Annotated in this window: 24 protein-coding genes and 1 pseudogene; 15 read left to right on the forward strand and 10 right to left on the reverse strand. The window is 57.9% G+C overall.

Annotated features, from left to right (window positions below):
* Positions 1 to 13 precede the first annotated feature (13 nt).
* Positions 14 to 655 carry a bifunctional 4-hydroxy-2-oxoglutarate aldolase/2-dehydro-3-deoxy-phosphogluconate aldolase gene (gene eda / locus COL8621_RS09500; RefSeq protein ID WP_093967148.1) on the forward strand — a complete coding sequence of 214 codons (642 nt, stop codon included), beginning with the start codon at positions 14 to 16 and terminating at the stop codon, positions 653 to 655.
* Here eda and COL8621_RS09505 read toward each other — a convergent pair.
* Both COL8621_RS09505 and glnE read right to left on the reverse strand, forming a co-directional pair.
* The gene (locus COL8621_RS09505; RefSeq protein ID WP_093967149.1) at positions 652 to 915 is read right to left on the reverse strand and encodes a hypothetical protein; all 264 of its coding nucleotides are present in this window, start codon (positions 913 to 915) and stop codon (positions 652 to 654) included. The two genes, eda and COL8621_RS09505, sit on opposite strands and share 4 nt — an antisense overlap.
* The gene (gene glnE / locus COL8621_RS09510) at positions 912 to 3,704 is read right to left on the reverse strand and encodes a bifunctional [glutamate--ammonia ligase]-adenylyl-L-tyrosine phosphorylase/[glutamate--ammonia-ligase] adenylyltransferase (RefSeq protein WP_093968500.1); all 2,793 of its coding nucleotides are present in this window, start codon (positions 3,702 to 3,704) and stop codon (positions 912 to 914) included. The genes COL8621_RS09505 and glnE overlap by 4 nt, the downstream gene beginning before the upstream one ends.
* Positions 3,705 to 3,797: 93 nt before the next feature.
* Here glnE and COL8621_RS09515 point away from each other — a divergent pair, with 93 nt between their 5' ends.
* The 4 genes from COL8621_RS09515 to COL8621_RS09530 all read left to right on the forward strand — a co-directional run bounded on the left by COL8621_RS09515 (position 3,798) and on the right by COL8621_RS09530 (position 6,192).
* The gene (locus COL8621_RS09515; protein WP_093967150.1) at positions 3,798 to 4,265 is read left to right on the forward strand and encodes a YbaK/EbsC family protein; all 468 of its coding nucleotides are present in this window, start codon (positions 3,798 to 3,800) and stop codon (positions 4,263 to 4,265) included.
* Positions 4,266 to 4,375: 110 nt separating this feature from the next.
* Complete coding sequence (locus COL8621_RS09520) at positions 4,376 to 4,774, forward strand: DUF2852 domain-containing protein (protein WP_093967151.1); 399 nt, start codon at positions 4,376 to 4,378, stop codon at positions 4,772 to 4,774.
* Between the two features lie 64 nt (positions 4,775 to 4,838).
* Positions 4,839 to 5,288 (forward strand): RDD family protein, encoded by a 450-nt coding sequence (locus COL8621_RS09525; RefSeq protein ID WP_093967152.1) that lies wholly within the window; start codon positions 4,839 to 4,841, stop codon positions 5,286 to 5,288.
* A gap of 67 nt (positions 5,289 to 5,355) precedes the next feature.
* Positions 5,356 to 6,192 (forward strand): arginyltransferase, encoded by an 837-nt coding sequence (locus tag COL8621_RS09530; protein ID WP_093967153.1) that lies wholly within the window; start codon positions 5,356 to 5,358, stop codon positions 6,190 to 6,192.
* Between the two features lie 109 nt (positions 6,193 to 6,301).
* Here the strand turns inward: COL8621_RS09530 and COL8621_RS09535 are convergent, their stop codons facing one another.
* Genes COL8621_RS09535 through COL8621_RS09545 form a run of 3 tightly spaced genes read right to left on the reverse strand, consistent with a single transcriptional unit; the run spans position 6,302 to position 10,669 of the window.
* Positions 6,302 to 8,656 (reverse strand): TRAP transporter large permease, encoded by a 2,355-nt coding sequence (locus tag COL8621_RS09535; protein WP_093967154.1) that lies wholly within the window; start codon positions 8,654 to 8,656, stop codon positions 6,302 to 6,304.
* Positions 8,657 to 8,670: 14 nt separating this feature from the next.
* Positions 8,671 to 9,546: a TRAP transporter small permease subunit gene (locus tag COL8621_RS09540; protein WP_370804593.1), complete on the reverse strand. Its 876-nt coding sequence runs from the start codon at positions 9,544 to 9,546 to the stop codon at positions 8,671 to 8,673.
* 40 nt (positions 9,547 to 9,586) lie between these two features.
* The gene (locus COL8621_RS09545; RefSeq protein WP_093967155.1) at positions 9,587 to 10,669 is read right to left on the reverse strand and encodes a TRAP transporter substrate-binding protein; all 1,083 of its coding nucleotides are present in this window, start codon (positions 10,667 to 10,669) and stop codon (positions 9,587 to 9,589) included.
* Positions 10,670 to 10,903: 234 nt separating this feature from the next.
* Here COL8621_RS09545 and COL8621_RS09550 point away from each other — a divergent pair, with 234 nt between their 5' ends.
* Genes COL8621_RS09550 through COL8621_RS09560 form a run of 3 tightly spaced genes read left to right on the forward strand, consistent with a single transcriptional unit; the run spans position 10,904 to position 13,354 of the window.
* Positions 10,904 to 12,328, forward strand: coding sequence for a cache domain-containing protein (locus COL8621_RS09550; RefSeq protein ID WP_093967156.1), 1,425 nt, complete (start codon positions 10,904 to 10,906; stop codon positions 12,326 to 12,328).
* A complete protein-coding gene (locus COL8621_RS09555) occupies positions 12,325 to 12,969 on the forward strand; it encodes a response regulator (RefSeq protein WP_093967157.1) in 645 nt (214 codons plus the stop codon). The genes COL8621_RS09550 and COL8621_RS09555 overlap by 4 nt, the downstream gene beginning before the upstream one ends.
* Before the next feature lies 1 nt (position 12,970).
* Complete coding sequence (locus COL8621_RS09560; protein ID WP_093967158.1) at positions 12,971 to 13,354, forward strand: cupin domain-containing protein; 384 nt, start codon at positions 12,971 to 12,973, stop codon at positions 13,352 to 13,354.
* A gap of 48 nt (positions 13,355 to 13,402) precedes the next feature.
* Here the strand turns inward: COL8621_RS09560 and COL8621_RS09565 are convergent, their stop codons facing one another.
* Positions 13,403 to 13,981, reverse strand: coding sequence for a hypothetical protein (locus COL8621_RS09565; RefSeq protein ID WP_093968501.1), 579 nt, complete (start codon positions 13,979 to 13,981; stop codon positions 13,403 to 13,405).
* A gap of 213 nt (positions 13,982 to 14,194) precedes the next feature.
* Here COL8621_RS09565 and COL8621_RS09570 point away from each other — a divergent pair, with 213 nt between their 5' ends.
* The 6 genes and pseudogenes from COL8621_RS09570 (at position 14,195) to COL8621_RS09590 (ending at position 19,615) form a co-directional block, all read left to right on the forward strand.
* Positions 14,195 to 14,542: an antibiotic biosynthesis monooxygenase family protein gene (locus COL8621_RS09570; RefSeq protein WP_093967159.1), complete on the forward strand. Its 348-nt coding sequence runs from the start codon at positions 14,195 to 14,197 to the stop codon at positions 14,540 to 14,542.
* Positions 14,543 to 14,855: 313 nt separating this feature from the next.
* Positions 14,856 to 16,610 (forward strand): acetolactate synthase 3 large subunit, encoded by a 1,755-nt coding sequence (locus tag COL8621_RS09575; RefSeq protein ID WP_093967160.1) that lies wholly within the window; start codon positions 14,856 to 14,858, stop codon positions 16,608 to 16,610.
* Between the two features lie 13 nt (positions 16,611 to 16,623).
* Positions 16,624 to 17,187 carry an acetolactate synthase small subunit gene (ilvN, locus tag COL8621_RS09580; protein WP_093968502.1) on the forward strand — a complete coding sequence of 188 codons (564 nt, stop codon included), beginning with the start codon at positions 16,624 to 16,626 and terminating at the stop codon, positions 17,185 to 17,187.
* Between the two features lie 581 nt (positions 17,188 to 17,768).
* Positions 17,769 to 18,599 (forward strand): helix-turn-helix domain-containing protein, encoded by an 831-nt coding sequence (locus COL8621_RS09585; RefSeq protein ID WP_093967161.1) that lies wholly within the window; start codon positions 17,769 to 17,771, stop codon positions 18,597 to 18,599.
* A gap of 197 nt (positions 18,600 to 18,796) precedes the next feature.
* Positions 18,797 to 18,985: pseudogene (locus COL8621_RS19435) on the forward strand (helix-turn-helix domain-containing protein); the annotation flags it as partial.
* 24 nt (positions 18,986 to 19,009) lie between these two features.
* On the forward strand, positions 19,010 to 19,615 hold the full coding sequence (locus COL8621_RS09590) for a hypothetical protein (RefSeq protein ID WP_235823825.1): 606 nt from the start codon (positions 19,010 to 19,012) through the stop codon (positions 19,613 to 19,615).
* 55 nt (positions 19,616 to 19,670) lie between these two features.
* On the opposite strand, the gene COL8621_RS09595 is transcribed toward COL8621_RS09590, so the two are convergent.
* Positions 19,671 to 19,916 carry an EF-hand domain-containing protein gene (locus tag COL8621_RS09595; RefSeq protein WP_093967163.1) on the reverse strand — a complete coding sequence of 82 codons (246 nt, stop codon included), beginning with the start codon at positions 19,914 to 19,916 and terminating at the stop codon, positions 19,671 to 19,673.
* 259 nt (positions 19,917 to 20,175) lie between these two features.
* Between COL8621_RS09595 and COL8621_RS09600 the strand changes: the two genes are divergently transcribed.
* Positions 20,176 to 20,700, forward strand: coding sequence for an RNA polymerase sigma factor (locus COL8621_RS09600; protein WP_176438468.1), 525 nt, complete (start codon positions 20,176 to 20,178; stop codon positions 20,698 to 20,700).
* 1 nt (position 20,701) lies between these two features.
* Here COL8621_RS09600 and COL8621_RS09605 read toward each other — a convergent pair whose 3' ends face one another.
* The 3 genes from COL8621_RS09605 to COL8621_RS09615 are packed head-to-tail and all read right to left on the reverse strand — an operon-like array spanning position 20,702 to position 23,287.
* Positions 20,702 to 21,589, reverse strand: coding sequence for a DUF1932 domain-containing protein (locus COL8621_RS09605; protein WP_093967165.1), 888 nt, complete (start codon positions 21,587 to 21,589; stop codon positions 20,702 to 20,704).
* Positions 21,590 to 21,594: 5 nt separating this feature from the next.
* Positions 21,595 to 22,257 carry a dienelactone hydrolase family protein gene (locus COL8621_RS09610; RefSeq protein ID WP_093967166.1) on the reverse strand — a complete coding sequence of 221 codons (663 nt, stop codon included), beginning with the start codon at positions 22,255 to 22,257 and terminating at the stop codon, positions 21,595 to 21,597.
* A gap of 58 nt (positions 22,258 to 22,315) precedes the next feature.
* The gene (locus COL8621_RS09615; RefSeq protein ID WP_093967167.1) at positions 22,316 to 23,287 is read right to left on the reverse strand and encodes a TAXI family TRAP transporter solute-binding subunit; all 972 of its coding nucleotides are present in this window, start codon (positions 23,285 to 23,287) and stop codon (positions 22,316 to 22,318) included.
* Positions 23,288 to 23,294 lie beyond the last annotated feature (7 nt).

Here is a 23,294-nt window from a genome sequence, read left to right on the forward strand (position 1 = left end):
CCGAGGACCCATTATGACCCCGAGCGAAGCCTGCATCCAAACCGAAGAAATCTGCCGCCTTGCGCCGGTTATTCCCGTTCTGGTGATCCACGACGCAAGCAAAGCGCGCCCATTGGCCGAGGCCCTTGTCGCCGGTGGCCTGCCCGCGCTTGAGGTGACCTTGCGCACCCCTGCCGCGCTGGATGCGATCCGCGAAATGGCGAAGGTTCAGGGCGGCGTTGTGGGGGCCGGAACACTGTTGACCCCGGCAGACGTGGTAAAAGCCAAGGTTGCGGGCGCATTGTTCGGTGTTTCGCCCGGTGCGACGGACACCATTCTGGATGCCTGCGAAGGTTCAGACCTGCCACTGCTGCCCGGTGCCGCAACCGCAACCGAAACCATGCGTTTGCTGGAACGCGGATACACCGTTCAGAAATTCTTTCCCGCAGAGGCGTCGGGCGGCGCTAAGGCGCTTGGCGCGCTCAGCTCTCCTCTTCCGCAGGTCCGGTTCTGCCCGACCGGCGGTGTCAGCTTGGCCAACGCCCGCGACTACCTAAGCCTGCCCAACACGCTTTGCGTCGGTGGGTCGTGGGTTGCCCCCGCAGACTTGGTTGAAAAAGGTGACTGGGCCGCCATCACCGAACTAGCAGCCGAAGCAGCCGCGTTGGCGGGCTAACTGTCCATCCGGCCGCGCCGCCCCCCGCGCCGTTTTGGCACGGGCGGCGTGGCCAACCCTTCGCGCAGGACGGTGCTCATCGGGTGGTCGGGCGCGTCTTGGGCATAGGTCGCCAACAAGAATTCGATCTGTTTCGCGACCGGATCTTTTGCCGCCATCGCCCAATCCAAGAAAATAGAGCGGCACTCTTCGATTTGAATGCCTTCGATCCGATAAGATTCCCGGATCAGCCCCTTTGGGTCCGCAATGTCCAGCGTCATTCGTCCGTTCCTTTACGTGTCAGCACCGCGTCAATCAGCGCTGCGGTCTTAGACTGCACCTGTTCCAGCATTTCCGCCAGCGCGTCTGCACTGTTTGCGCCGCATGCGCGCAGGAAAAAGGCACAGCCCCCCGCCCCCAATGCGGACGGATCAATCGGTTTATCGCTTAACAGCTTTGCCGCGATCTGTGCACGGCGGAACAAGGCATAGGCATCTTCCAGCCCCTGCGCCTGTTCCTGCGTCAGCCACTTGGCTTCTACCCCAACGGCAAGCTGCGCGGGAACCATCGTCTCGGCACTGCCCGCGATCAATGCCGCGGCTGAGGCGACAAGCTCCACATCCTGACCACGACCGGGGCCACGCTTACCATCCCACGCATCTTTCGCGGGCTTTGCATCGGCCAGCCGCGCGCGCATGTCGATGACGCCGTCCACCACGGTCTGCACATCGGCCTTTTCGCGCAACAGTTGCTGTCGGAATTCTTCAACCCGCGCGCCAAGCTGCGCATCGCCAGCAACCGCGCGCGCACGAGTCAGCGCCAGATGTTCCCACGTCCAGGCGCTGTTACGCTGATAGTCTACGAAAGACTGGAACGAGGTCGCGACAGGCCCCTGATTGCCTGACGGGCGCAGGCGCATGTCGACCTCATAGAGCTTGCCCTCGGCCATCGGGGCCGTCAGGGCCGTGACCAAGGCCTGCGTCAGCCGGGCGTAATAGGTGCGCGACGGCAGCGGGCGCCGCCCGTCCGAGCCTTCAACCTCGCCCGCGTCATAGATCACGATCAGGTCCAGATCGGAGCCCCCATTCAACCGCTGCGCGCCAAGCGACCCCATGCCAAGCACAACCGCACCGTTCCCCGGTGGCACCCCGTGCTTTTGCGCAAAATTGGCGACGACTGCGGGCCACACTGCGGCCACAACCGCACCCGCAAGGTCGGCATATTGCGCGCTTGCCTCATCCGGGTCGATCAAGCCGCGCAGAAGGTGAACCCCGATGCGAAAGTGCCATTCCTTGGCCCAACGGCGCGCGGTATCAAGCTGCCGTTCATAATCCTGCGCCTGTTCCAACTGCTCTGACAGGTTTGCTGTTAGCGTGTCCTTGCCCGGCCAATCCTCAAAGAATGTCCCACCGATCACCGCGTCCAAGACGCTGGCGTTGCGCGACAAATACCGCGCCAGTTCGGGCGCAGTGGCAGCGATATCTATAATCAAGTCAATTAGTTGCGGGTTGGCGTTAAACAAAGAAAACACCTGCACCCCAGCCGGCAGCCCCGCAAGGAACCCATCGAACGCGGCAAGCGCTTCTTCGGGGCGGCCCGCTTTTTGTAACCGCCTTAGGATTTCGGGCTTCAGGCGCGAAAAGATCTCTACCGCGCGGGCAGAGCGTAGCGCGGGGTATGTGGGCCAGCGATCCATAATTTCATCAGCGCCGTCCGGCGCGGCGACCGGCCCTTCGGACGGGGCGGTCGGGGCAAAGAACCCTTCGGTCAGATCGGCCACTTCTGTCAGGCGCGCGACCAGTTCGTCGCGCAATGCGCCCGTGTCGCCATAACCCATGAAACGGGCGATGCGGGTGAACCCGTCATCGTTGGTCGGCAGGCTGTGTGTTTGCGCGTCGTTCACCATTTGCAGGCGGTGTTCGACCTCGCGGTGGAACCTGTAATGACCGCTCAGCACGTCGGCGGCATCCGGGGCCACCCACCCTTTTTCCGCCAACCGCGCCAAACCTTCGACTGTGCCGCGCACGCGAAGATCGGGATCACGGCCCCCGGCGATGATCTGACGGGTCTGGGTGAAAAACTCAATCTCGCGAATGCCGCCTTGGCCAAGCTTCATGTTGTGCCCTTCCAACGCCAGCTTGCCATGCAGCCCTTTGTGTTCCCGGATGGCGATGCGCATGTCGTGGGCATCCTGAATAGCCGCGAAATCAAGATGCTTGCGCCAGATGAACGGGCGCAACCGTTCAAGATAGCCCCACCCCGCATTCAGATCACCGGCACAGGGGCGCGCCTTGATATGCGCCGCGCGTTCCCATGTGCGCCCCAGACTTTCGTAATACCGCTCTGCCGCTTCCATCGCCATGCAGACAGGCGTGACCGATGCATCGGGGCGCAGCCGCAAATCCGTGCGGAACACGTAGCCGTCGCCGGTGATGTCCGACAACAGCGCGCTCATCCGGCGGGTGACGCGTATAAAACTGGCGCGGGCATCGTGGTAATCATCCGGGGCAAACCTGTCTTGGTCAAACAGGCAGATCAGATCGATGTCGGATGAATAGTTCAGCTCGTGCGCGCCCTGCTTGCCCATCGCCAGGGCGACCATGCCCCCGGCGGTTTCAATGTCATCCTCTGTCGCGCCGGGCAGCTTTCCCCGCCCGATTTCGGCCGCGACAAGACGCTTGAGGCACACATCGATGCACAGGTCGGCAAAGTCGGTCAGGTTGCCGGTGACCTCTTCCAACGCCCAAACGCCCGCCAAATCGCAAAGCGCAATCAGCAACGCCGCGCGCCGTTTGGCCTGCCTTAGGCCAAGCTTTAGCTGATCCAAGCTCATCGCTTTGACATCGCTTAGGATGCTTTGGAACGCGGTTTCGGGCGGGCCAGAGATGGCGTTTTCCAACCACTCTGCCTCTCGCTCCATCAGGCCTTTCAGGAACGGGCTGCACCCGGCGGTGCCTTCCAAAAGCGCGCGCACCTCAGCAGGCTGCGCGGCGAACCTTTCAGACACGTCTTCCCCACGTTCAGGGTCAAAGGCGATGGGGTGGCGGGTTATGCGGCTGGCGAAATTCATATCAAAGTGATGCAGTGCGGCGCGCGCGGGGTCAACGGGGCTTGCATGCCCCAACCGCCCCACCGATAGTCCCCGCAAAAATCGGAGGGTCAGATGAGCAAAAGCCTGAAGCGTGTGAAAGCCGCCCTAGATGCCGCCGGCATTGACGCAGAAATCCGCGAGGTTGGCCAAGCCCGCACCGCCGCCGAGGCTGCTGCAGCCGTTTCCTGCGAAATTGACCAGATCGCCAAATCGATCATCTTTCGCGGTGAAGACTCTGGCACCGCGATTTTGTTCCTGACCGCGGGCGGCAACAAAGTCTGCGCCGAAAAGGCCACCGCTTTGGCGGCAGAGCCGTTGGGGAAAGCCGACGCCGCGCTTATACGGTCGCAAACAGGGTTCGCCATTGGCGGTGTGGCCCCGATTGGCCACCTGAATCCGATCCGCGCATTTATCGACCCACGGTTGCTGGAATTTGGCACCGTTTGGGCCGCCGCCGGGACCCCACGCCATGTTTTCCCGATAGATCCGCGCGTTATGAATGAACTGACCGGCGCGCAACCATTTGATTTCATTAAATAATTATAAGAAATGTAAAAAACATTTACATGACCCCTTGCAACAGGTCCCTGCAATCCCGATCTTGGTAATGTGAAAGGCATTCACATACACATTAACCAAGGAGATAATAAATGAGTTCCGTCGCCACTTGGCCGTCACAAGCCGAAAACTGGCTCGATCAGCGCGGTAAGGGCGCATGGATCGCGGCCATGGTCCTAAGTTTCATCTTCTTCTGGCCCGTCGGCCTTGCCCTGTTGGGATACATGATCTGGAGCAAACGAATGTTCAGCGGTTGTAGCAAAAGCAAACACACCCACTCCCGGACACACGGGTTCAAGTCTTCGGGCAACAGCGCATTTGACGCATATAAGGCGGACATGCTGCGCCGGTTGGAAGACGAACAAGAAAGCTTCGAGGCCTTCCTGAAGCGCCTGCGCGAAGCAAAAGACAAATCGGAATTCGACCAATTCATGGACGAACGCGCCCGCACCGCCCGCGAGGCAACTTCGAACGATCCGATTGATGCCTGACAAGAATGGGCGCCCTTCGCGGGGCGCCCTTCCCCTGATGCGACCTAATCCCTAGATAAAGAATATGACAGACACACTTTGGGGGTTACCCGACCCCGACATTCACGCAGATTTCTATGCCGATGTGCCGTTCAAGCGGCTGATCGCATGGATCGTTGATACGCTGGTCATTCTACTGTTAACCGCAGTGATCGTACCGTTCACGGCGTTTACCGGGCTGTTCTTCCTTCCCCTCTTGGCGGCAGTCGTCAGCTTTGCCTATCGCACGATCACCATGACAGGAAAGTCAGCGACTTGGGGCATGCGACTGGTCGCAATCGAATTCCGCACCCGCACCGGTCAACGGTTTGATTTGGGCACGGCGGTGATGCACACATTCCTCTACTCTGTGTTCTTTTCGTTCCTGATACCGCAGGTTGCCTCGATCATTCTGATCCTGACGGGGCCACGTCGTCAGGCGCTTCATGACCTGCTGCTGGGCACGGCGGCCGTTAACCGTGCTGCCACGACCTGAACAAAAGCGGTTGGCGAGCGTCGAATGCTTTGCTAGCGTTTCCTCGTAAACGGAAACCAACCTCTTCATGCGCCACACGCTTCCCATTGCGCCCCAGTTTTATGTGACGGCCCCGCAACCGTGCCCCTACCTAGAAGGGCGCATGGAACGGAAGCTATTCACGGCGCTGCAGGGGGAATTTGCCGACAAGCTGAACAACAGCCTGTCAAAGCAAGGGTTCCGCCGGTCACAGAACGTGCTTTACCGCCCCTCTTGCGCGGATTGCAGCGCCTGTATGTCCGCCCGCATCCGGGTAAATGATTTTGAGCCAAGCCGAAGTCAGCGTAAAACAATGCGCCGCAATGCCGGGCTTCTGCGCCAAGCGACGTCGCCTTGGGCCACCGAAGAACAATACCGCCTGTTCCGCCGCTATCTGGAAAGCCGGCACGCCGATGGTGGCATGGCCGACATGGATATCTTCGAATTCGCCGCGATGATCGAAGAAACGCCCGTGCGCTCTCGCGTGATCGAATATACCAGCCCCTCGCCCGAAGGCGGGCGCCAGCGGGATCTCTCTGCGGTATGCCTGACGGATGTGTTGGAAGATGGGCTGTCGATGGTTTATTCCTTCTACGACCCTGACCTTCAAAATTCCAGCTTGGGCACGCATGTGATCTTGGATCACATCGCAATCGCGCGCGAAGCAGGCCTGCCGTATATCTATCTGGGCTACTGGGTCCCCGGCAGCCCAAAGATGGGGTACAAGGCCAACTTCTCGGCATTGGAAATCTATAAGGGTGGGCGTTGGCAGGACATCGGCGATCCCATGGATCACCGCAGCGAAACCCACCCGCTTTCGGTTGATCCGATCGCGGAACAGGTTGCCAGAATCACCCTTCCCGACAGCCGACCCGCCAAGGGCTAATTCAACTCTGACATCGCGGCCTAGCGCCGAAACGGAATGGGCCCGCCAATGGCGGGCCCATGACCTTAATGGAATAAAGCCGCCCCTTGGGGGCGGCTTTTCCTTTGGATCAGTTCGGCAACAGGTTCGGCACGATTGTCACGATCGACGGCACGAACCACAGGATCGCAAGCCCAATCACCTGGATCAGAACAAACGGAATGATCCCGCGATAGATATGCCCGGTCGTCACTTCCTTAGGTGCCACCCCGCGCAGATAGAACAGCGCAAAGCCAAACGGCGGCGTCAGGAACGAGGTTTGCAGGTTCACCGCAATCATGATCGTTACCCACTTAGGATCAAAATCGCCGCCATAAATGACAGGCCCCACAATCGGGATCACGATGTAAATGATCTCTAGGAAGTCCAGCACAAAGCCAAGGACGAACAGCACCAGCATCACCAACAGGAACACGGTGAATTCGTCGTCAAAGCTTTCAAGGAATTGCTGGATATACTCCTCCCCCCCGAACGAGATGACCACAAGGTTCAACAGCTGCGACCCGATCAGGATGGTGAACACCATCGATGTCACCTTGGCTGTTTCCCGCACGATTGGCGTCAAGACGCCCGACCGGAACAGAACCCAGCAACCATACAGGATACCGAACAGCGCAAAGTGATACGCGCCCTGCGCAACGAAGAAGGCCACCCAGTCTTCGAACGGCACGTCCGAACGGCTGACCCGCAGGTCAAAGTCGGTGCCCGCAAGGATCATCACCAGAATGGACAGCGCGGACCAGATGATCAGCTTGCCCGATTTCTCCTCTTCGCGCAGCTTGCGATAAGCCGCCAGCATGATCGCACCACCCGCGCCAAGCGCCGCTGCCGGGGTTGGGTTGGTGATCCCACCAAGGATCGATCCAAGCACAGCCACGATCAGCACCAGCGGCGGGAAGACAACGCGCAACAGCTCGTTCTTGCTCAGCATGCCGGTCGCATGGCGACACCCGTAAAGGGCCATCGCCAGCGGGATCAACAAGATCATGAAACCGCGACCCGGCGATGTGATCGGAGAGATGAACGCCGCATCGGCAATAAGTGCCAGTGCGATACCCGCGCCACCGATCAACAATGGGCGAACGTCAGCCGTTGGATGCGCGCCACGTGCCATGGAAAGAACCAGACCCAACAGTGTGAAGCCAATCAAGACACCGGTCGAAATCAGCGGCGCATCGGCGATCTTTTCTGCACGCACAGCTTCAATCTCTTCAGGTGTGCGCTTGGTGCTTGCCACCGCGCCGCCCGCATCGTCGATTGCCTTTTGCTGAGCGACGGCCAGATCCCATTTTTCTTGGCCGTGCAGTTCGATCATCGAAACCTGACACTGTTCGGAAACGTTTGTGCGCAGCACCGCCCCCTGAGAGATGTCAGTATAGCTGTCGACAGACACATCTTGGCTACCAGCCAGATTGACCATGCCGGCAAGGACTGCGGCGGCGATCAGGCCGACGGGAACGAACAGGTACCAAGTCAGCGCTTCGCGCTTGGTGCTAACCTCGCCCGAGCCGCCTTCGAACACCACTGGGGGTGCCTTGTGCGGCTTCAGCATCGCGTAACCAAAAGCATATGCGCCATACATGAACGCCAGCATGATCCCCGGAAGGATCGCCGCTTGGAACAATGTACCAACCGACACAACAGCCGCCTGCCCCAGATAGGTCAGCGCATCCGAACACCCTTCGATAACCGCGCGCTTTTCCTGTGCGGCCGAATACAAATCCCCCGCCAAGGTGCCCAGCAGAACGATCACGATCGAAGGCGGAATGATCTGCCCCAACGTGCCCGACGCCGCAATCACACCCGTCGCCAGTTCAGGCGAGTATTTGTTCTTCAACATGGTCGGAAGCGACAACAGACCCATGGTCACAACAGTCGCGCCAACGATGCCTGTCGATGCGGCAAGGAACGCGCCCACAACAACAACAGACACAGCCAAACCACCGGGAAGCGGGCCAAAGACGCGCGCCATAGTCGTCAGCAGGTCGTTCGCAATCTTGGAACGTTCAAGCGTAATGCCCATCAGCACGAACATCAGAACCGCCAGCAGCGTTTCAATCGACTGGCCGGCCAGAACACGTTCGTTCATACGGTTAACGACAAAGCTGATGTTGCGGTCCATCGCAGTTTCCCAACCCTGTGGGAAAACCGGTGTCTCATACCGCGGCAATTCCGGGTATCGGAACGCGGTTATACTGTCAGGATGCAACCCCTGCGAAATCAGCGCGTTATAGGCCTGAGACCCAGTATCCACCGCTTGGTGAATCAGCAAACCGGCGCTGTCCAACCCTGCGATGATCGCGAAAGAAATAACCCCCGCGCCACCAATGGCGAACGCCACTGGAAAGCCGGAAAGAATGCCCCCGAAGAGGCAAAGAAAGACGATGATCAGGCCGATCTCGACGCCATCAAGTCCAAATAGCATATGCCCTGCCCCTATTAGTGTGTGCCTTCGTAGGCTTCTTCACCCTCACCGAGGGTGTCTCTATCCAAGTATTTCCCGGCGCTTTCTTCGCCCTCTATCAGTTCTAGGAACGAACGATAGAAGAACGCGATGGCCTGTAGGAAAATCAGCCCGCAATAGGCCAGCAGCAGTACCTTGAACAGGAAATAGCCGTTGAACCCGTTGGGCGAGAAACCGATGGTTTCGACGTTCCAGCGCACGGCCCGCGCCTTAAGCATCAGCTTATCCAGCGTGTCCGAAGCAGAAGGTTTGGGCGTAATCAAGTGGCGCCACAGGAAGTACCACGCATACATCCATGTCAGCACGGCAACGGGCATCATGAAGATCAGCGAGCCAACCATATCGATGATGCGTTTCGTGCGATGGGAAACGGCGGAATAGATCAGATCGACACGCACATGCCCGCCCTGCACGAATGTGTAGGTCGCGCACATTGCAACGATCATGGCGTTGTACAGTTTCAGCTCTTCAGACCACCAAGACAGATCCTTGGTGAAAGAATAGCCAAGCGGGCCGAAAGAGATTTCCGAAACGCGGAAGATACGCTGCAAGAACACGATCACGATCTGCTGCAGCACCATCAACAGCCCGGCCCATGCAAAGAAGCGGCCAACGCTGTTGGCGAACCCCTCTAGAACGCGAACCGCGCCCCACATGATTTCACGCCGCCAAATGCCAACAGCGGTCAGCGCCAGAAACGCCACAAAAACGGCGGTGAAAAACTCCACCGAGCCGCCGTAGTAGACGATGCGCATGATTGCTTGTTTTTCGGACAACTCCAAAGCCGGTCCCCCCGTCTGTCCTTCCGCGCGTTTGTGCGCGTGCCATTTAACTGGAACTCCCCGGCCCAAAAGCCGGACCGGGGAGCACCTAAATTTAAAATGTCAGGGCTTAGCCCAGAACACGGTCACGCTGTGCGGTGTAAGCGCCAGAAGATTTGTTCAACCACGCAGAGGAGGACTTCATCGAAGTCATCGCGCTGTCATAGATCTTCTTGTACAGCTCATCGCCCATGTTTTCAGCGTGCACTTCCATAGAAGCTTTGCCGAACGCATCCCAAACGCTGTCAGGGAATTCCAGAATCTTAACGCCGGAAGCCTGAAGACGCTGCAGGGCTGCACCGTTGTTGGCCAAGAACTGCGACAGGTTGTGCTGGTGTGCTTCACCCGAGGCAATCTCGATCACTTTCTGATGCGCAGGGCTCAGCGATTCAAAGACTTCGCGGTTTGTTGCCAGCGACAGACCTGCGCCCGGCTCGTGGAAGCCAGCGGTGTAGTATGTCTTGGTGATTTCCTGGAAACCGGCTTTTTCGTCAGCCCATGGGCCGATCCACTCGGTGCCGTCAATCGCGCCGGAAGCAAGTGCTTGGTACACTTCGCCGCCTGGAAGGTTCTGTACGGAAGCGCCCAGTTTACCCAGTGCTTTACCGCCAAGACCTGGCATACGGAACTTCAGACCGTTGAAGTCTTCTGGGCCAGTGATCTCTTTCTTGAACCAGCCGCCTGCCTGTGCGCCGGTGTTACCAGCCAGGAAGGATTTCAGACCAAAGATTTGGCCCAGCTCGTCGTGCAGCTCGTGGCCACCGTCTTGGTAGTACCAGTTCGCAAGTTCCTGCGCGGTCATGCCGAACGGAACGGATGTGAAGAATGCGTAGCCTGGGTGCTGACCAACAAAGTAGTAGTCTGCGCCGTGGTACATATCAGCCTGACCAGAGGTCACAGCGTCGAATACTTCGAACGCGCCAACCAGTTCGCCAGCGGCTTTCAGGTCGATTGTCAGCTGGCCATCAGTCATCGCTGTGATGCTGTCGGCGCAACGCTGTGCGCTATCGTGAACACCAGCAAGGCCACGGCCCCACGTGGTAACAAGGGTCAGCGTGCGCTTACCTTGTGCGTATGCTGGCGCGGCCAGCGTAGATGCAGCAGCAGCAGTGCCGCCAAGTGCAGAAGTTCTCAAAAAAGAACGACGATCCATTAGGTTCTCCTCCCGAGTGACAGCCCACCTTTAAGCAGGCGGATCGTTGCATGGTGGCGAAAGCCTAGCGGCAGCTATCCGCCGAATAAATACCTAGTAGTACGTAGATCGCATTGTTTTCGAAATATCTGCCTCGATTTGCGCACAAATATTGCGCGCTGCCCGAAGAATTGACGCCGCCGCCGCAACACCGCATCCTGCGATTCGGCCTTTCTTGGTAAGGAACACGCGCCGGTGGCATGGTTGGCACAACAGATCAAAACGCGGTTTACGCTGTCTTACGCTCAGAAGCTGTTTCTTCTGGCGACGGTGCCCTTGCTGCTGGCTGTCGCGGCCATTTCTTATCTTGTCATCAACCAATCCCGTCAGATGGCCCAACGAGAGATTGCCGCGCTTGAAACGCAACTGATCGAAGCCAAAAAGGCCGAGCTTAAGAACTATCTCGCGCTGGCGCGAACATCGTTCAGCGCGGTCTATGGCAACGCCCTGCCCGATGACGAGGCCGCGAAAGAAAAGGTCGCCCAAGTGCTGGCCGCGATGCTGTACGGGCAGGATGGGTATTTCTTCGTCTATGACTACAACGGAACAAACCTTGTCAGCCCGCGCCAGACGGAATTCATCAACGGCAACTGGGCCGGTCTAAGTGACACAAATGGCATTCCTGTGGTGGATGAGTTGATCCAGCTTGCCCGAACCGGCGGCGGCTATCACAGCTATATGTGGCGCAAACCGTCGACTGGGGAAGAGGCCCGCATGGTGTCCTATGTGATTGGCCTGCAAGATTGGAAATGGGCTGTCGGCACTGGAATATTCATCGATGACGTTCTGAATACCGTCGCCGCCGCCCGCGCCAAAACCGAAGCCCGCGTGGCGCGCACCTTCTGGTGGATCGGTGGCATTACGCTGGCCGCGGTGTTGTTGGTGTTCCTATCCGGACTTGGCATCAACATCCGTGAACGAAGGCTGGCGGATGCCAAGCTGAAACAGCTGACACAGCGCATTTTCGACACCCAAGAAGAAGAGCGCGGCCGCGTCGCCCGCGAACTCCACGATAGCATCAGCCAAATCCTTGTCGGGGCGCGATATGCGCTGGAACTGGCAAAACGGCGCCTGACGGCGGGCGATGCCCGCGCCGAGGAAAGCGTTGAAAAAGGCATCACCACCCTGAACGGCGCCATTCAAGAGGTCCGCCGGATCAGCCGCGACCTGCGCCCCGGCGTATTGGATGATCTGGGCCTTGGCCCTGCCCTTAAGGCGCTGACCGAAGATTTCCAGCACCGCACCGGGATGGAAACGGAATTTGAAACCGTCGTTTTCCGCAACCGTTTGGACAAGGACGCCAAGATCGCGCTTTACCGTATCGCCCAAGAGGCCCTGACAAATATCGAACGCCACGCCGAAGCCACGCAGGTGACGCTGAAACTGTTCGGTCACAAAGGCGGCGGCACCTTGCGGATTTCGGACAACGGCGTGGGTATTGAACAACCGCGCGGGCGGCAAACGGCCAGCGGGCTGGGCCTGCGCAACATGCAAGAACGGATCGAACAGTTGAACGGAAACCTGCGCATCCTCAGCTCTAAAAGCGGAACAGTGATTGAAGCTCAGGTGCCGCTCAGCCATATGTTGCCGCCGGAAGGCTCTAGAAAGGCATCGGCATGAGTGAACCGGTAAAGATTGCGATCGTTGATGACCACCCGATGGTCGCCGAAGGGATCGAAGCGATCCTTGAAACCTATGACGATCTGTCCGTCGTCGGCACGCTGACCAACGGGCAAGAAGCCATCGACCGCGTCGAAGAGCTTGCCCCCGATGTGATCCTGCTGGATCTGAACATGCCCTGCGTCAACGGGCTAAGCGCGACTGAAATCATTCTGGAACGCCGCCCCGAAACGCGCATCCTGATCCTGTCGATGCATGACAGTTCGGAATACATCAGCTCTGCCCTCAGCCACGGCGCGATGGGGTATATCCTGAAAGATGTGCCGACCGACGAAATCAAACGCGCCATTGATACGGTGATGGCCGGTGGGCGTTACCTGTGCCCCGGCGCGACGGCCTCTCTTACGCCGAAAACGCCCGGCGGGCGTGAACAGCTGACCAACCGCGAACAGACCATTCTGTTGCAGCTGGCCCAAGGCAATTCGAACAAAGAAGTCGCGATCGCATTGGATATTTCCGTGCGTACCGTCGAAACCCACCGCAAGAACATTAAGCGCAAGCTGGGGATTTCATCCACTGCCGGGCTAACCCGATACGCGCTGGAACATGGCGTGCTGCAAGGCACCGGCGTGGATATCTAAGATGAAAGAAACGACCCTGTCGGCCAAACCGGACGCGACCTCCCCCGCAGGGGCGCACATTCGGTTCATCATGGATGGCGACAGGGGCAACATGATCCATTCCACCGTGCCACCCGGCCAGATCAACCGCGCGACAGTCCACGCCACGGTTAGCGAGTTCTGGCATGTGCTGGGCGGCGAAGGGCGCATCTGGCGGCGCGAAGACGGTGAAGAACGCGTGACACAGCTTCGCGCGGGCACATCCATCGACATACCGGTCGGCACGGCGTTTCAATATCGCTGTGACGGGGATGTGCCGCTGACGTTCATCTGTATCACGATGCCCCCGTGGCCCGGCGATACAGAGGCGACGCATTTAGACGGCCCTTGGGTCCCAACTCTATAGGCTGACCCGCGCGGGTTTCACGCCACGCGGGCTGATCTTCCCGCTGGCCTAAACCTCGCTCCACGGGTGAACGTGCACGTCCTTGCCGGAATGGCCTTTCAGGATTTTCAGGGCCAGTTCCTCTTTCTCTTTGGAAACGACCCGCACCCACAGCAGCAGCCCGCCGTGCTTGATCTGGTTTTCGTAATAATCTTTGTGATGCGCCCCGACGCGCCGCGCCAGCAAAGTACCGATCACCGCGCCCGGGCTGCCGCCAATTGCCACCGCCGCGACCGACGCCGCAAGTGTGCTGGCCGGGGTCAGCAACGCCGTCATTGCAATGGCAGACCCAAGAAAGAAAAAGCCACCGGCGATTGCACCTTCCAGTTCGCCGACCGCCTCTTCTGAAACGAAGGCGGCGCGGGGCGCGTCTGGATTGTCCTCCAACTCCATCGCGCGCCAATAGTGATGGCCCAGCTTTTCCTCCATCGCCTTTGCATCGCCCAGCACCGAAATGTCATACCGGCTGAACCCAGAAAGGGTCAGGTCATACATCGCGGCCTGTAAGGACTCGACCGTGTCAAACACCGCCACGGCTTCGGGCATGTCGATATAGTGGTCAGGCTTGGTGTTTCGAAAAGTGGTCATCTGCTGTTCCAATCGTTCGTGAAAGCTTTTGAAGGCAAATTGCCGCGCCTTCACGATCATGTCGTTGATACAAATCAACGGATGCCACACCCCTGCCCCGGCGTTTACATCGCCCCACGGTTTGGCAAATATAAACCGCACCGTGCGACCGGTTCAGCCTGACACATGATCGGACAATGCCCAAACGCGCATCCACCCACACGGAGGAATGGCATGATCGCCATCATTTTTGAGGTTTTCCCGGCTGAGGGCCGCAAAGACGAATACCTAAGTATCGCCGCCCATCTGCGCCCCGAACTTGAACAGATCGAAGGCTTCATTTCGGTCGAACGGTTTCAGAGCCTGACAAACCCAGACAAAATGCTTTCGATCTCGTTCTTCGAAGATGAGGCCGCCGTTCAGCGTTGGCGCGAAACCGAAGACCACCGCCAAGCGCAGGCTGCAGGGCGCGGCGGTGTCTTTTCCGGCTATCGCCTGCGGGTGGCCCATGTGCTGCGCGACTATGGCATGACAGAGCGCGCGCAAGCCCCCGAAGATAGCCGCGCCGCACACGCAGGTTGAATTCTGCCCCACAAGGCCGGAATCAGGGGCGAAAAATGCGCCAAATTTCGCGGTATTCCAAAATCGCGCAATAAATGGAAAGGTTTTTTCACCCCGGCGAAACAAAATTCACCATTTTGCCGGTTGACGCCCTGTTCCACCGCCAATAATGTCGCCCGCGCAGACCGCAAAGGACCCAAGGAATGATCGACATTGTCGTCCTCGTAGGAAAAAAGCGCATGGGCCGGTAACGGACACCTAACGGTAACCCCATGCGCCCCCGCTTACACCGGGGGTTTTTTTGTGGCTAAAGACGTGAAGCACGGAGAGTAAAATGACCAAGTCAATGACCGGCGCGAAGATGGTGGTTGAAGCCCTGCGGGATCAGGGGGTGGAGGTGGTCTTTGGCTACCCCGGCGGTGCCGTGCTTCCGATCTATGATGAGATTTTTCAGCAGAATGAAATTCGCCACATTCTGGTGCGCCACGAACAGGCCGCTGTTCATGCCGCCGAAGGTTATGCACGCTCAACCGGCAAGCCCGGCGTTGTTCTGGTAACTTCTGGCCCCGGCGCGACAAACGCTGTGACCGGCCTGACAGATGCGTTGCTGGACAGTATTCCGATCGTTGTTCTGACCGGTCAGGTTCCGACGTTCATGATCGGCACCGATGGCTTTCAGGAAGCCGACACAGTTGGCATCACCCGCCCCTGCACCAAGCATAACTGGCTGGTGAAAGAAACCGACCGTCTGGCCGAAACCCTGCATCAGGCATTTCATGTTGCCACAACCGGCCGCCCCGGCCCGGTTCTGATCGACATTCCTAAGGATGTTCAGTTTGCGACGGGCGACTATACCGACCCGCGCAAAACGAAGACTGAACATTATCAGCCTCAGGTCAAAGGCGACATCGAAGTCATCACGCGGCTTGTCGAAGCCATGGAGATAGCAGAGCGCCCGGTCTTTTACACCGGCGGTGGCGTTATCAACTCTGGCGATGCGGCGACTCAATTGTTGCGAGAGCTGGTTGAGGCAACGGGTTTCCCTGTAACTTCGACCCTGATGGGCCTGGGTGCCTACCCTGCGTCCGGCAAAAGCTGGCTGGGTATGTTGGGCATGCACGGTCTGTACGAAGCCAACTTGGCCATGCACGGCTGTGACCTGATGATCAATCTGGGCGCGCGTTTTGATGACCGGATCACCGGGCGGATCGCTGATTTCAGCCCGAATTCGTTGAAGGCCCATGTTGATATCGACCCCTCGTCGATCAACAAAGTTGTGCATGTTGAACTGCCTATCGTTGGCGATGTTGCGCATGTTCTGGAAGACATGCTGCGCGTCTGGAAATCACGCGGGCGCAAGGTCAACAAAGAAGGCTTGGCCAAATGGTGGAAACAGATCGAAGAATGGAAAAAGGTTGATTGCCTGTCCTTCGATCAGTCCGGCAAAACCATCAAGCCACAGCACGCGCTTGCACGCCTTGAGGCGCTGACCAAAGGCCATGATCGTTACATCACGACCGAAGTTGGCCAGCACCAGATGTGGGCCGCGCAATACCTGAATTTTGAGGACCCGAACCGATGGATGACATCGGGCGGACTGGGCACGATGGGTTATGGCTTCCCCGCCTCCATCGGTGTTCAAATGGCCCATCCCGACGCTCTGGTTATCAACGTCGCGGGTGAGGCTAGCTGGCTGATGAACATGCAGGAAATGGGTACGGCGGTTCAGTTCCGTCTGCCGGTTAAGCAGTTCATCCTGAACAACGAACGTCTGGGCATGGTCCGCCAGTGGCAGGAACTGCTGCATGGCGAACGGTATAGCCATTCGTGGTCCGAAGCCCTGCCCGACTTTGTTAAGTTAGCAGAGGCGTTTGGCGCCAAAGGTATTCAGTGCAGTGACCCGGCCGATCTGGACGACGCGATCATGGAAATGATCAACTATGACGGCCCGGTGATCTTTGACTGCCTTGTTGAGAAGCATGAAAACTGTTTCCCAATGATCCCATCGGGTGCCCCCCATAACGAGATGCTGTTGGGCGATGCGTCGACCCAGGATGCAATCGGCGCCAAAGGCGCGGTATTGGTTTAAGAAAGGTCTGCAAATGTCTGCACTAAAACTGAAAAAAGGCCTTTCGAAACATTCGGCTTATGATCTGAAAGACCCGAACGCCGAAGTTATCGAAAGCCACACACTGGCCGTTATCGTTGATAACGAAGCCGGGGTTCTGGCGCGTGTGATCGGTCTGTTTTCCGGGCGCGGTTACAACATCGAAAGCCTGACAGTGGCCGAGGTTGACCATCAGGGCCACCTGTCACGCATCACCGTTGTTACACGCGGCACGCCCAGCGTTATCGAACAGATCAAGGCACAGCTTGGCCGCATCGTTCCCGTTCACGAAGTGCACGATCTTACGGTCGAAGGCCCCTCGGTCGAGCGGGAGCTGGCATTGTTTAAAGTCACGGGCCAAGGCGACAAGCGCATCGAGGCGCTGCGCCTGGCCGAGATTTTCCGCGCGAACGTCGTAGACAGCACGCTGGAAAGCTTCGTCTTCGAGATGACCGGAACGCCTCAAAAGATTGACGCGTTCGCGGAGCTTATGCGCCCTCTTGGCCTAGTCGAAGTCGCGCGAACGGGCGTCGCAGCGCTTTCCCGAGGCGGGGCTTAGTGGAAAGTGGCCTCGGCGAGCCATTGGTATTCGCCGAGGCCAACAGCGCCTTATCGACGCTCTTCTTCTGATAGTCCGTGAGTGGATTACTATCGAAGTTAGTCTGACTGGCAGCCTGATGGTTGCCTTTTATTTTTCTGATCAGCCGCGCGACGTCAGGATTGTAATTACGCTCTACCAGGCGAACCTTATCGCAGTAGCGCAACTTTCCCTCTTCGCGGATTGTCATCAACACTAGGTCACCGGTGGACGGCCAACACACGCCGTCCTTTTCGGTGACATCCTTCTCAATATACGCGAGACGATTGCCGTCCGAACACCACACTATAGCAGTGGAAGAATGCTCTTTGGCCCACACAACAACACCATAAACTTGTAAACTCACAATAATCACCAAATCTTGTTTCGAGTTTCTGCCCATACTTTGAGCAGACTTCCCCAGCGTCAGGAAAGTCCTTGCTTTGTGTCGTGGCGAGTCCATAATCTATCTAATCAGCATCACCGAGACGCTAAATAGCGTCATGTTGAAAAAGCGATGACGCGGACACATCATTTGTGACGCGAGTTTGAGGGGGAAATAAATGCTGAACAAAAATACCGAACATTTCGATTCCCCCGAGTTTCTTCGAGGTGTTTTCGGCCATAACCTGCGCAAGCTGACTTCCGAACACAAATCCGTCGCTCAACTTACACGTGAACTGGGGATCAACCGCACACAGTTCAACCGCTATCTTTCCGGAGAGGCATTCCCACGGCCGGACATTTTGCACAAAATCTGTGCCTACTTTGAACGTGACGCCAGAATACTGCTTGAGCCGATCGAAAAGCTTGACAACGCCAAGGCGGACAATGTTCGCGAAAATGTAAACATCATGCCGATGATCAGCCGTATGTTTCACTTTGACCATACGCGGGTGCCTGACGGGGTCTATCGCTGGATACAGCCCTCTTTGATGCGCAGGGGGCGAATTGTTCTGAACCTTGTGCATTTCACAACGCTGCCCAATGCGATGAAACAAGTGACCGTCGCCTTCCCCCGTTTTATGGCCGAAGCATCGGGCACATCCACCCAGTGGCGGGACCGAAAGCAGATCGGCATGGCGTTCCAACATGCGGATGGGTTTTCGATGCTCTTTAAATACCCCGGGCTAGAGCCATTCTTTAATTCCTTCTTTTCCCTTGGGTTCCGCGGAATATCCACGGTAAAGGCGGGGTTCACCACAGCCACACAAATGTCCAGTACTGCTCAGTCACAGGCCCAGCCCGCAATCCTTCAATACATTCAAGGTGGCTGTTCCGAAGTGCTGCAAGCGCGTCGGCAATGTGGGGAAATCGATATTTCAAGCATCCCAGAAGACCAACAAGACTATCTTAGAAACTGGTCCCCGTTTGCTCCGGGCGTTGATACCTGACACGAAGGCATAATATACATGCGCGCTTTTCAAGCGTTCAGAAAAACAACCAAACCCCAAGAAGCAAAACCACATGCACCCAAAACTCCCCCAGCGACAACTTTAGCATCACCATGACGCCAAGTCGCGTCAGGGTTTACTTCAACCCAAACGCGAATTAGATCGCCGGTCACTCAGTTGACCAAACGAAAAGTACAATGACAGATCGTCAGGCAAATTCTCCGAATATACGCGACGTTTTCAGCGAAAATCTTAAGATTTTGGTCAATCGGAAACAGTCGATATCGCAGGTAACGCGCGACCTTGGACTGAATCGCACTCAGTTCTCGCGTTACTTGTCAGGTACGGCTTACCCACGCCCTGACGTTCTGGACAAAATTTGCAAGTATTTTGACGTCGACGGTCGAATAATGCTGGAACCGTTAGCGAACCTTGCCAAAAGCCCCGAAGAGATTTTCGTAGATACGCTCGATATTTCGCCCTTTATGAACAAAATGAAGGGGTTCGATCACGCGCGGGCGCCCGATGGCCTTTATCAATGGATTCAGCCGACGCACCTATCCAGAGGAAACGTGAACATCAGCCTTTGGCACCTTTTCACCCTTCCAAACGGGTACAAGGCGCTTAAGGCTTCGGTGCCGACATACATCGCCAAAGCAAGCGGGCTGTCCTGTCTGTGGAAGGATCGCAAACAACCGGGGATCATTTTCCAAAACTCTGGCGGGTTCACGACCCTTCTTTCAAGCCACTACAACTCTTTGCTTTTCATGAGCTATTTTACGTACGGCTATCGTGGGATCGCAAATATCTATACTGGCTTCACCGCTGTCAGCCAAAGCGCAGGACCCACCCAATCGCAGGCGCAGCCTTCTATGCTAAAGCGGATTCAGCCCAATTTCGCGGCCGCGATTAAGGCTCGGCGGGAATGTGGGGTCAAAAAGATGGAAGAACTGCCCGAGTTCGAAAGAGAGTATTTCGAAACTTGGTCGCCGTTCGCGCCGGGCTACAAACTGTAATTGCGCAACGGTCACGGTGCCCTGACCTTTGTCAGGACACCGCGCGCACCGGCGTTTAGCCGTCTGTGGTCAGAAGGCCCGCATCCATTCCAACGGCCATTTCATCAGCATCAATCATGCCGTCTTCGTTGGCGTCCATCGCGGTGAAGGTCTCTTCCGTGAGCGTTGGATAAGCGACCAGAAGTTCATTCATCGTCAGCATCCCGTCGCCGTCGCTGTCCATTGTGCTCATGTCTGCCTGTGCAAATGCGGCACCTGCAATCGCGAGCGAAGCTGTAGCGGTCAGAATAATACGTTTCATGTTTTTAACTCTCCTGAGTTTCTGTGCTGAGAGACGACGTTTTGCCGCCCTCACAAGACAAGAGCGTTCTGAACCCGGTTTAATCCCGCGCCATTTGGGGGTTTTCCGCCAAGCGCGACAGGTTGCCGATCTGCGGGCCTGAGCCGCGCAAAAAGCCGCGCAAAAAGGCCCCCGATTTCACCTGCGCGGATTTCCCCCAGATTGCGCTTGTCCCAGCGGCAAGGCCCAATGGATGCGCACCCAAGAAAGGGAGTTCACCATGACACATGAAAAGACTGAGCTAGAGGCCCTGCTGCCAGATCTGATGCGTCTGGCCCGCCTGTTGACCCGCAACCGCGACACCGCCGAAGATTTGGCGCAAGAGGCGCTATTGTCGGTCTGTTCCCGCTTGGCCAAGGGGGAAGATATCCGTGCGCTTCGGCCCTATTTGATGACCACGCTGCGCAACGCCTATCGGCGCACAAGGGCGCATCCCAACTTTGCCGACGCGGATGAGGATGCGATGCCCGGCCACCCGCCCGAGGCGCCACAGCGCATGGCCTGCCGCGAGGTGCTGAAGGCCATCGCGACCCTGCCCCCCCATCAGGCAGAGCTGATGCAGCTGCTGGCGACCACCGGCGCCAGCTATGAAGAGCTTTCGCGCGATACCGGCTTGCCCATTGGCACGGTCACGTCCCGGCTGTCGCGCGCACGGGCCACGCTGCGCTGTACGCTGGACCTGCCGCCCAACGCGCCCGTTACCGCGTTGTTCGACGACCCCGGCCCTATGCATGTATCGCGTTGACCTATGTCTTCAGCTTTTCCAACAGCTGCGCCGCGATAGGTGTTGGCCCGGTCGCCACGGCATCTGCCGGGGCCGCGACGCCTGATCCGGCGATCCGGCGCTGCCACATCACCGTTGCTTGGGCCATGTCAGCCGGCAGGCCAAGATCAAGAAGGGTTTTGGCCACCTCTTCCATCTCGGCCGCGCGGCGTTCCCCGTGCACGATGGAGCGTTCGAAATTATAAGCCGCCTGCGCGGGCCAATCGATGCCCGGATGGCTGCGTTGAAGGGATCCCAGAACCTCATCCTCGACCCCGGCTTCGACGGCGGCCAGAACGCATTCCGCTGTCAGCGCCTCTAGCCCCTTCACCATGACAGAGCGGATCATTTTAATGGATGACGCTGCCCCGACCTCTCCGGGGACGATGCGCGGGGCCATGGGCAGGCTTTCCAGCACTGGCGCGATGTCAGCGGCGTGCGCGCCGGATATCAGCAAGGGAACCATGTTCAGCTTGGGGTGTACCGGTGACATGACGGCGACATCTACATACCGCCCGCCTGCGCCCTCAACCACTGCCGCCGCCGCCCGTTTCGACGACGGCGCACAGGAGTTAAGGTCGCACCAAAACGCATTGGGCCGCAGATGCGCAGCGGCTGCTTGGGCCGCGTTCACCGCCTGATCCGCTGTGACCGTGCAAAACACCAAATCAGCCTTAGCCACGGCCTCGGCCGCGGTGGCCGCGCACCCGATGGCAAGAACATCGCAGCGTTCGGTAATTTCATCCGCTGTCGAAGGATCGCCCAGCTTGATGTCATAAGCCGTGATGGTCGCCGATCTGGTCGCGCCCCAGCCTGATACCAGTGCATGACCGGCCTCTCCCATCCCGATGAAAGCGATGTTCAGTGCCATTGCGGTTAGGCCCCCAAATGTTCGGCCAGAAACGCATCGGTGCGCTGATGCGCCAGTTCCGCAGCATCTTGGACATAAGACGCCGGGCGTGCGTCATTGGCGAAAGCATGGCCCGCTTCGTACATGTGGACTTGGATGTCTGGCATATAGTCCTGAACCTGCTTCAACACCTCGGGCGGGGTGTGGTCATCGGTGGTGCCGAAATGGCCTAGCAGTGGCGCGCGCAGCGGGCTGTCCAGATATGTCGGCAAGCGTGTGCCATAAAATGATACCGCACAGGCGATATCCAGCTTTTGCGCAGCACGCAGGGCAAGCCCGCCGCCCCAGCAAAAGCCCATAACCGCAACCTTGCCGCCGTTCGCCGCCAATGCCGCAACCGCCGCAGCGGTATCCGCCATGGTCTGATCCAGCGCCGAGGCAAGCATCAGGTCACGCCCAACCAAAGGCGTATCAAACGGAATGACGGCATCCCGGCGCTGACGGTCGAACAGCGCGGGAATGGCAACCTCGTACCCTTGTTCGGCATAACGCGCAGCCACGCCTTTCAACTGATCGGTCACACCGAAGATTTCCTGCAAGATCACCAACCCACCGCGGCGGGTTCCCTTTGCAGGTTCGATCCAGCAATCAAATTCATGCCCGTCAGCGGCGGTAAGTTTCGTCATCATTTGAGGAATCCTCTGATATAAAAATGCGGCGTGGCCCGTTAAGGCCACGCCATCTGACTTATCCGCCGACCTTGATGCCCGCTTCGTCGAAATAACGAACGGCACCTGGGTGGTATGGAACTTCGTTTGCGGGGGCCATCGCCTCTAGCTTGGCCCGACCGAAGGCGCCGAACGACTCTTTCAGCGCGGCGTTGTTTTCAGCGATGGCTTTCGTCATTTCATAGACAAGCTCTTCGTCGGCATCGACATGGGTCAGCATGACCCAAGGAATGCTGATCAGGTTCGCCGCCTTTTGCAGCCCCGGGATTTTATCGTTCTGTGGAAGCGATACGATGCTGCCCGCTGGCAGATACTCTTTAAACGCGGCAACCGCTGCGTCGGATGTATCAAGCGAAACATACTGAAGCCCGCCACGCCCTTGCAACTTTACCTCGGCCTGTTTGCCCGCGCCTGCGTTCAGGCTGACCAGCGAAACATCAACCAAGCCATCGCCAAGCGCGTTAATACCGGCCACAAAGCTGGCAACAGGAACCTGTTTGAAGTCGTCATAGCTTAGCCCGCCATTCGCCAGCGCACCGGCGATGTAGAACGGGATGATGGTCGAAGACGTGTATTCCGAAGCAATCCGCAGGTCGCCCGCTTTTTCCTTCAGGTCCGCGATGGTTTCGATACCCGTGTCAGCAGGCACCATGATGCCGGTGGTCAGCGGGAACATCACGCCCACCAGCCGCAGGTTTTTGTTTTCACGGTCGTAGTTGCCGGTACCTGTCAGGGCATAGGCGGCCTCGACCCCGTTCGAAAAGCCGAAATCAACCTCGCCATTGTTGATCAGTGGCAGATACCCCACCAAGGGCTGCGTGCGTGCCGTGATGCCCTGTTCGTTGGCAACCTTGGCCACCGCCTGACCCGAGTTATAGGCAAGTGAGCCCTGCGCCCCGGTGGCAATCGTGACCACTTGTGCGTTCGCCGCAAAGGCCGAAAACACCATCCCGGCCACACCTGTGGCTATGGTCTTTGTTAGTCGTTTCATGTCGTCT

It is taken from the genome of Actibacterium lipolyticum (genome assembly GCF_900184935.1).
GTDB classification, from domain to species: Bacteria; Pseudomonadota; Alphaproteobacteria; order Rhodobacterales; family Rhodobacteraceae; genus Actibacterium_A; species Actibacterium_A lipolyticum.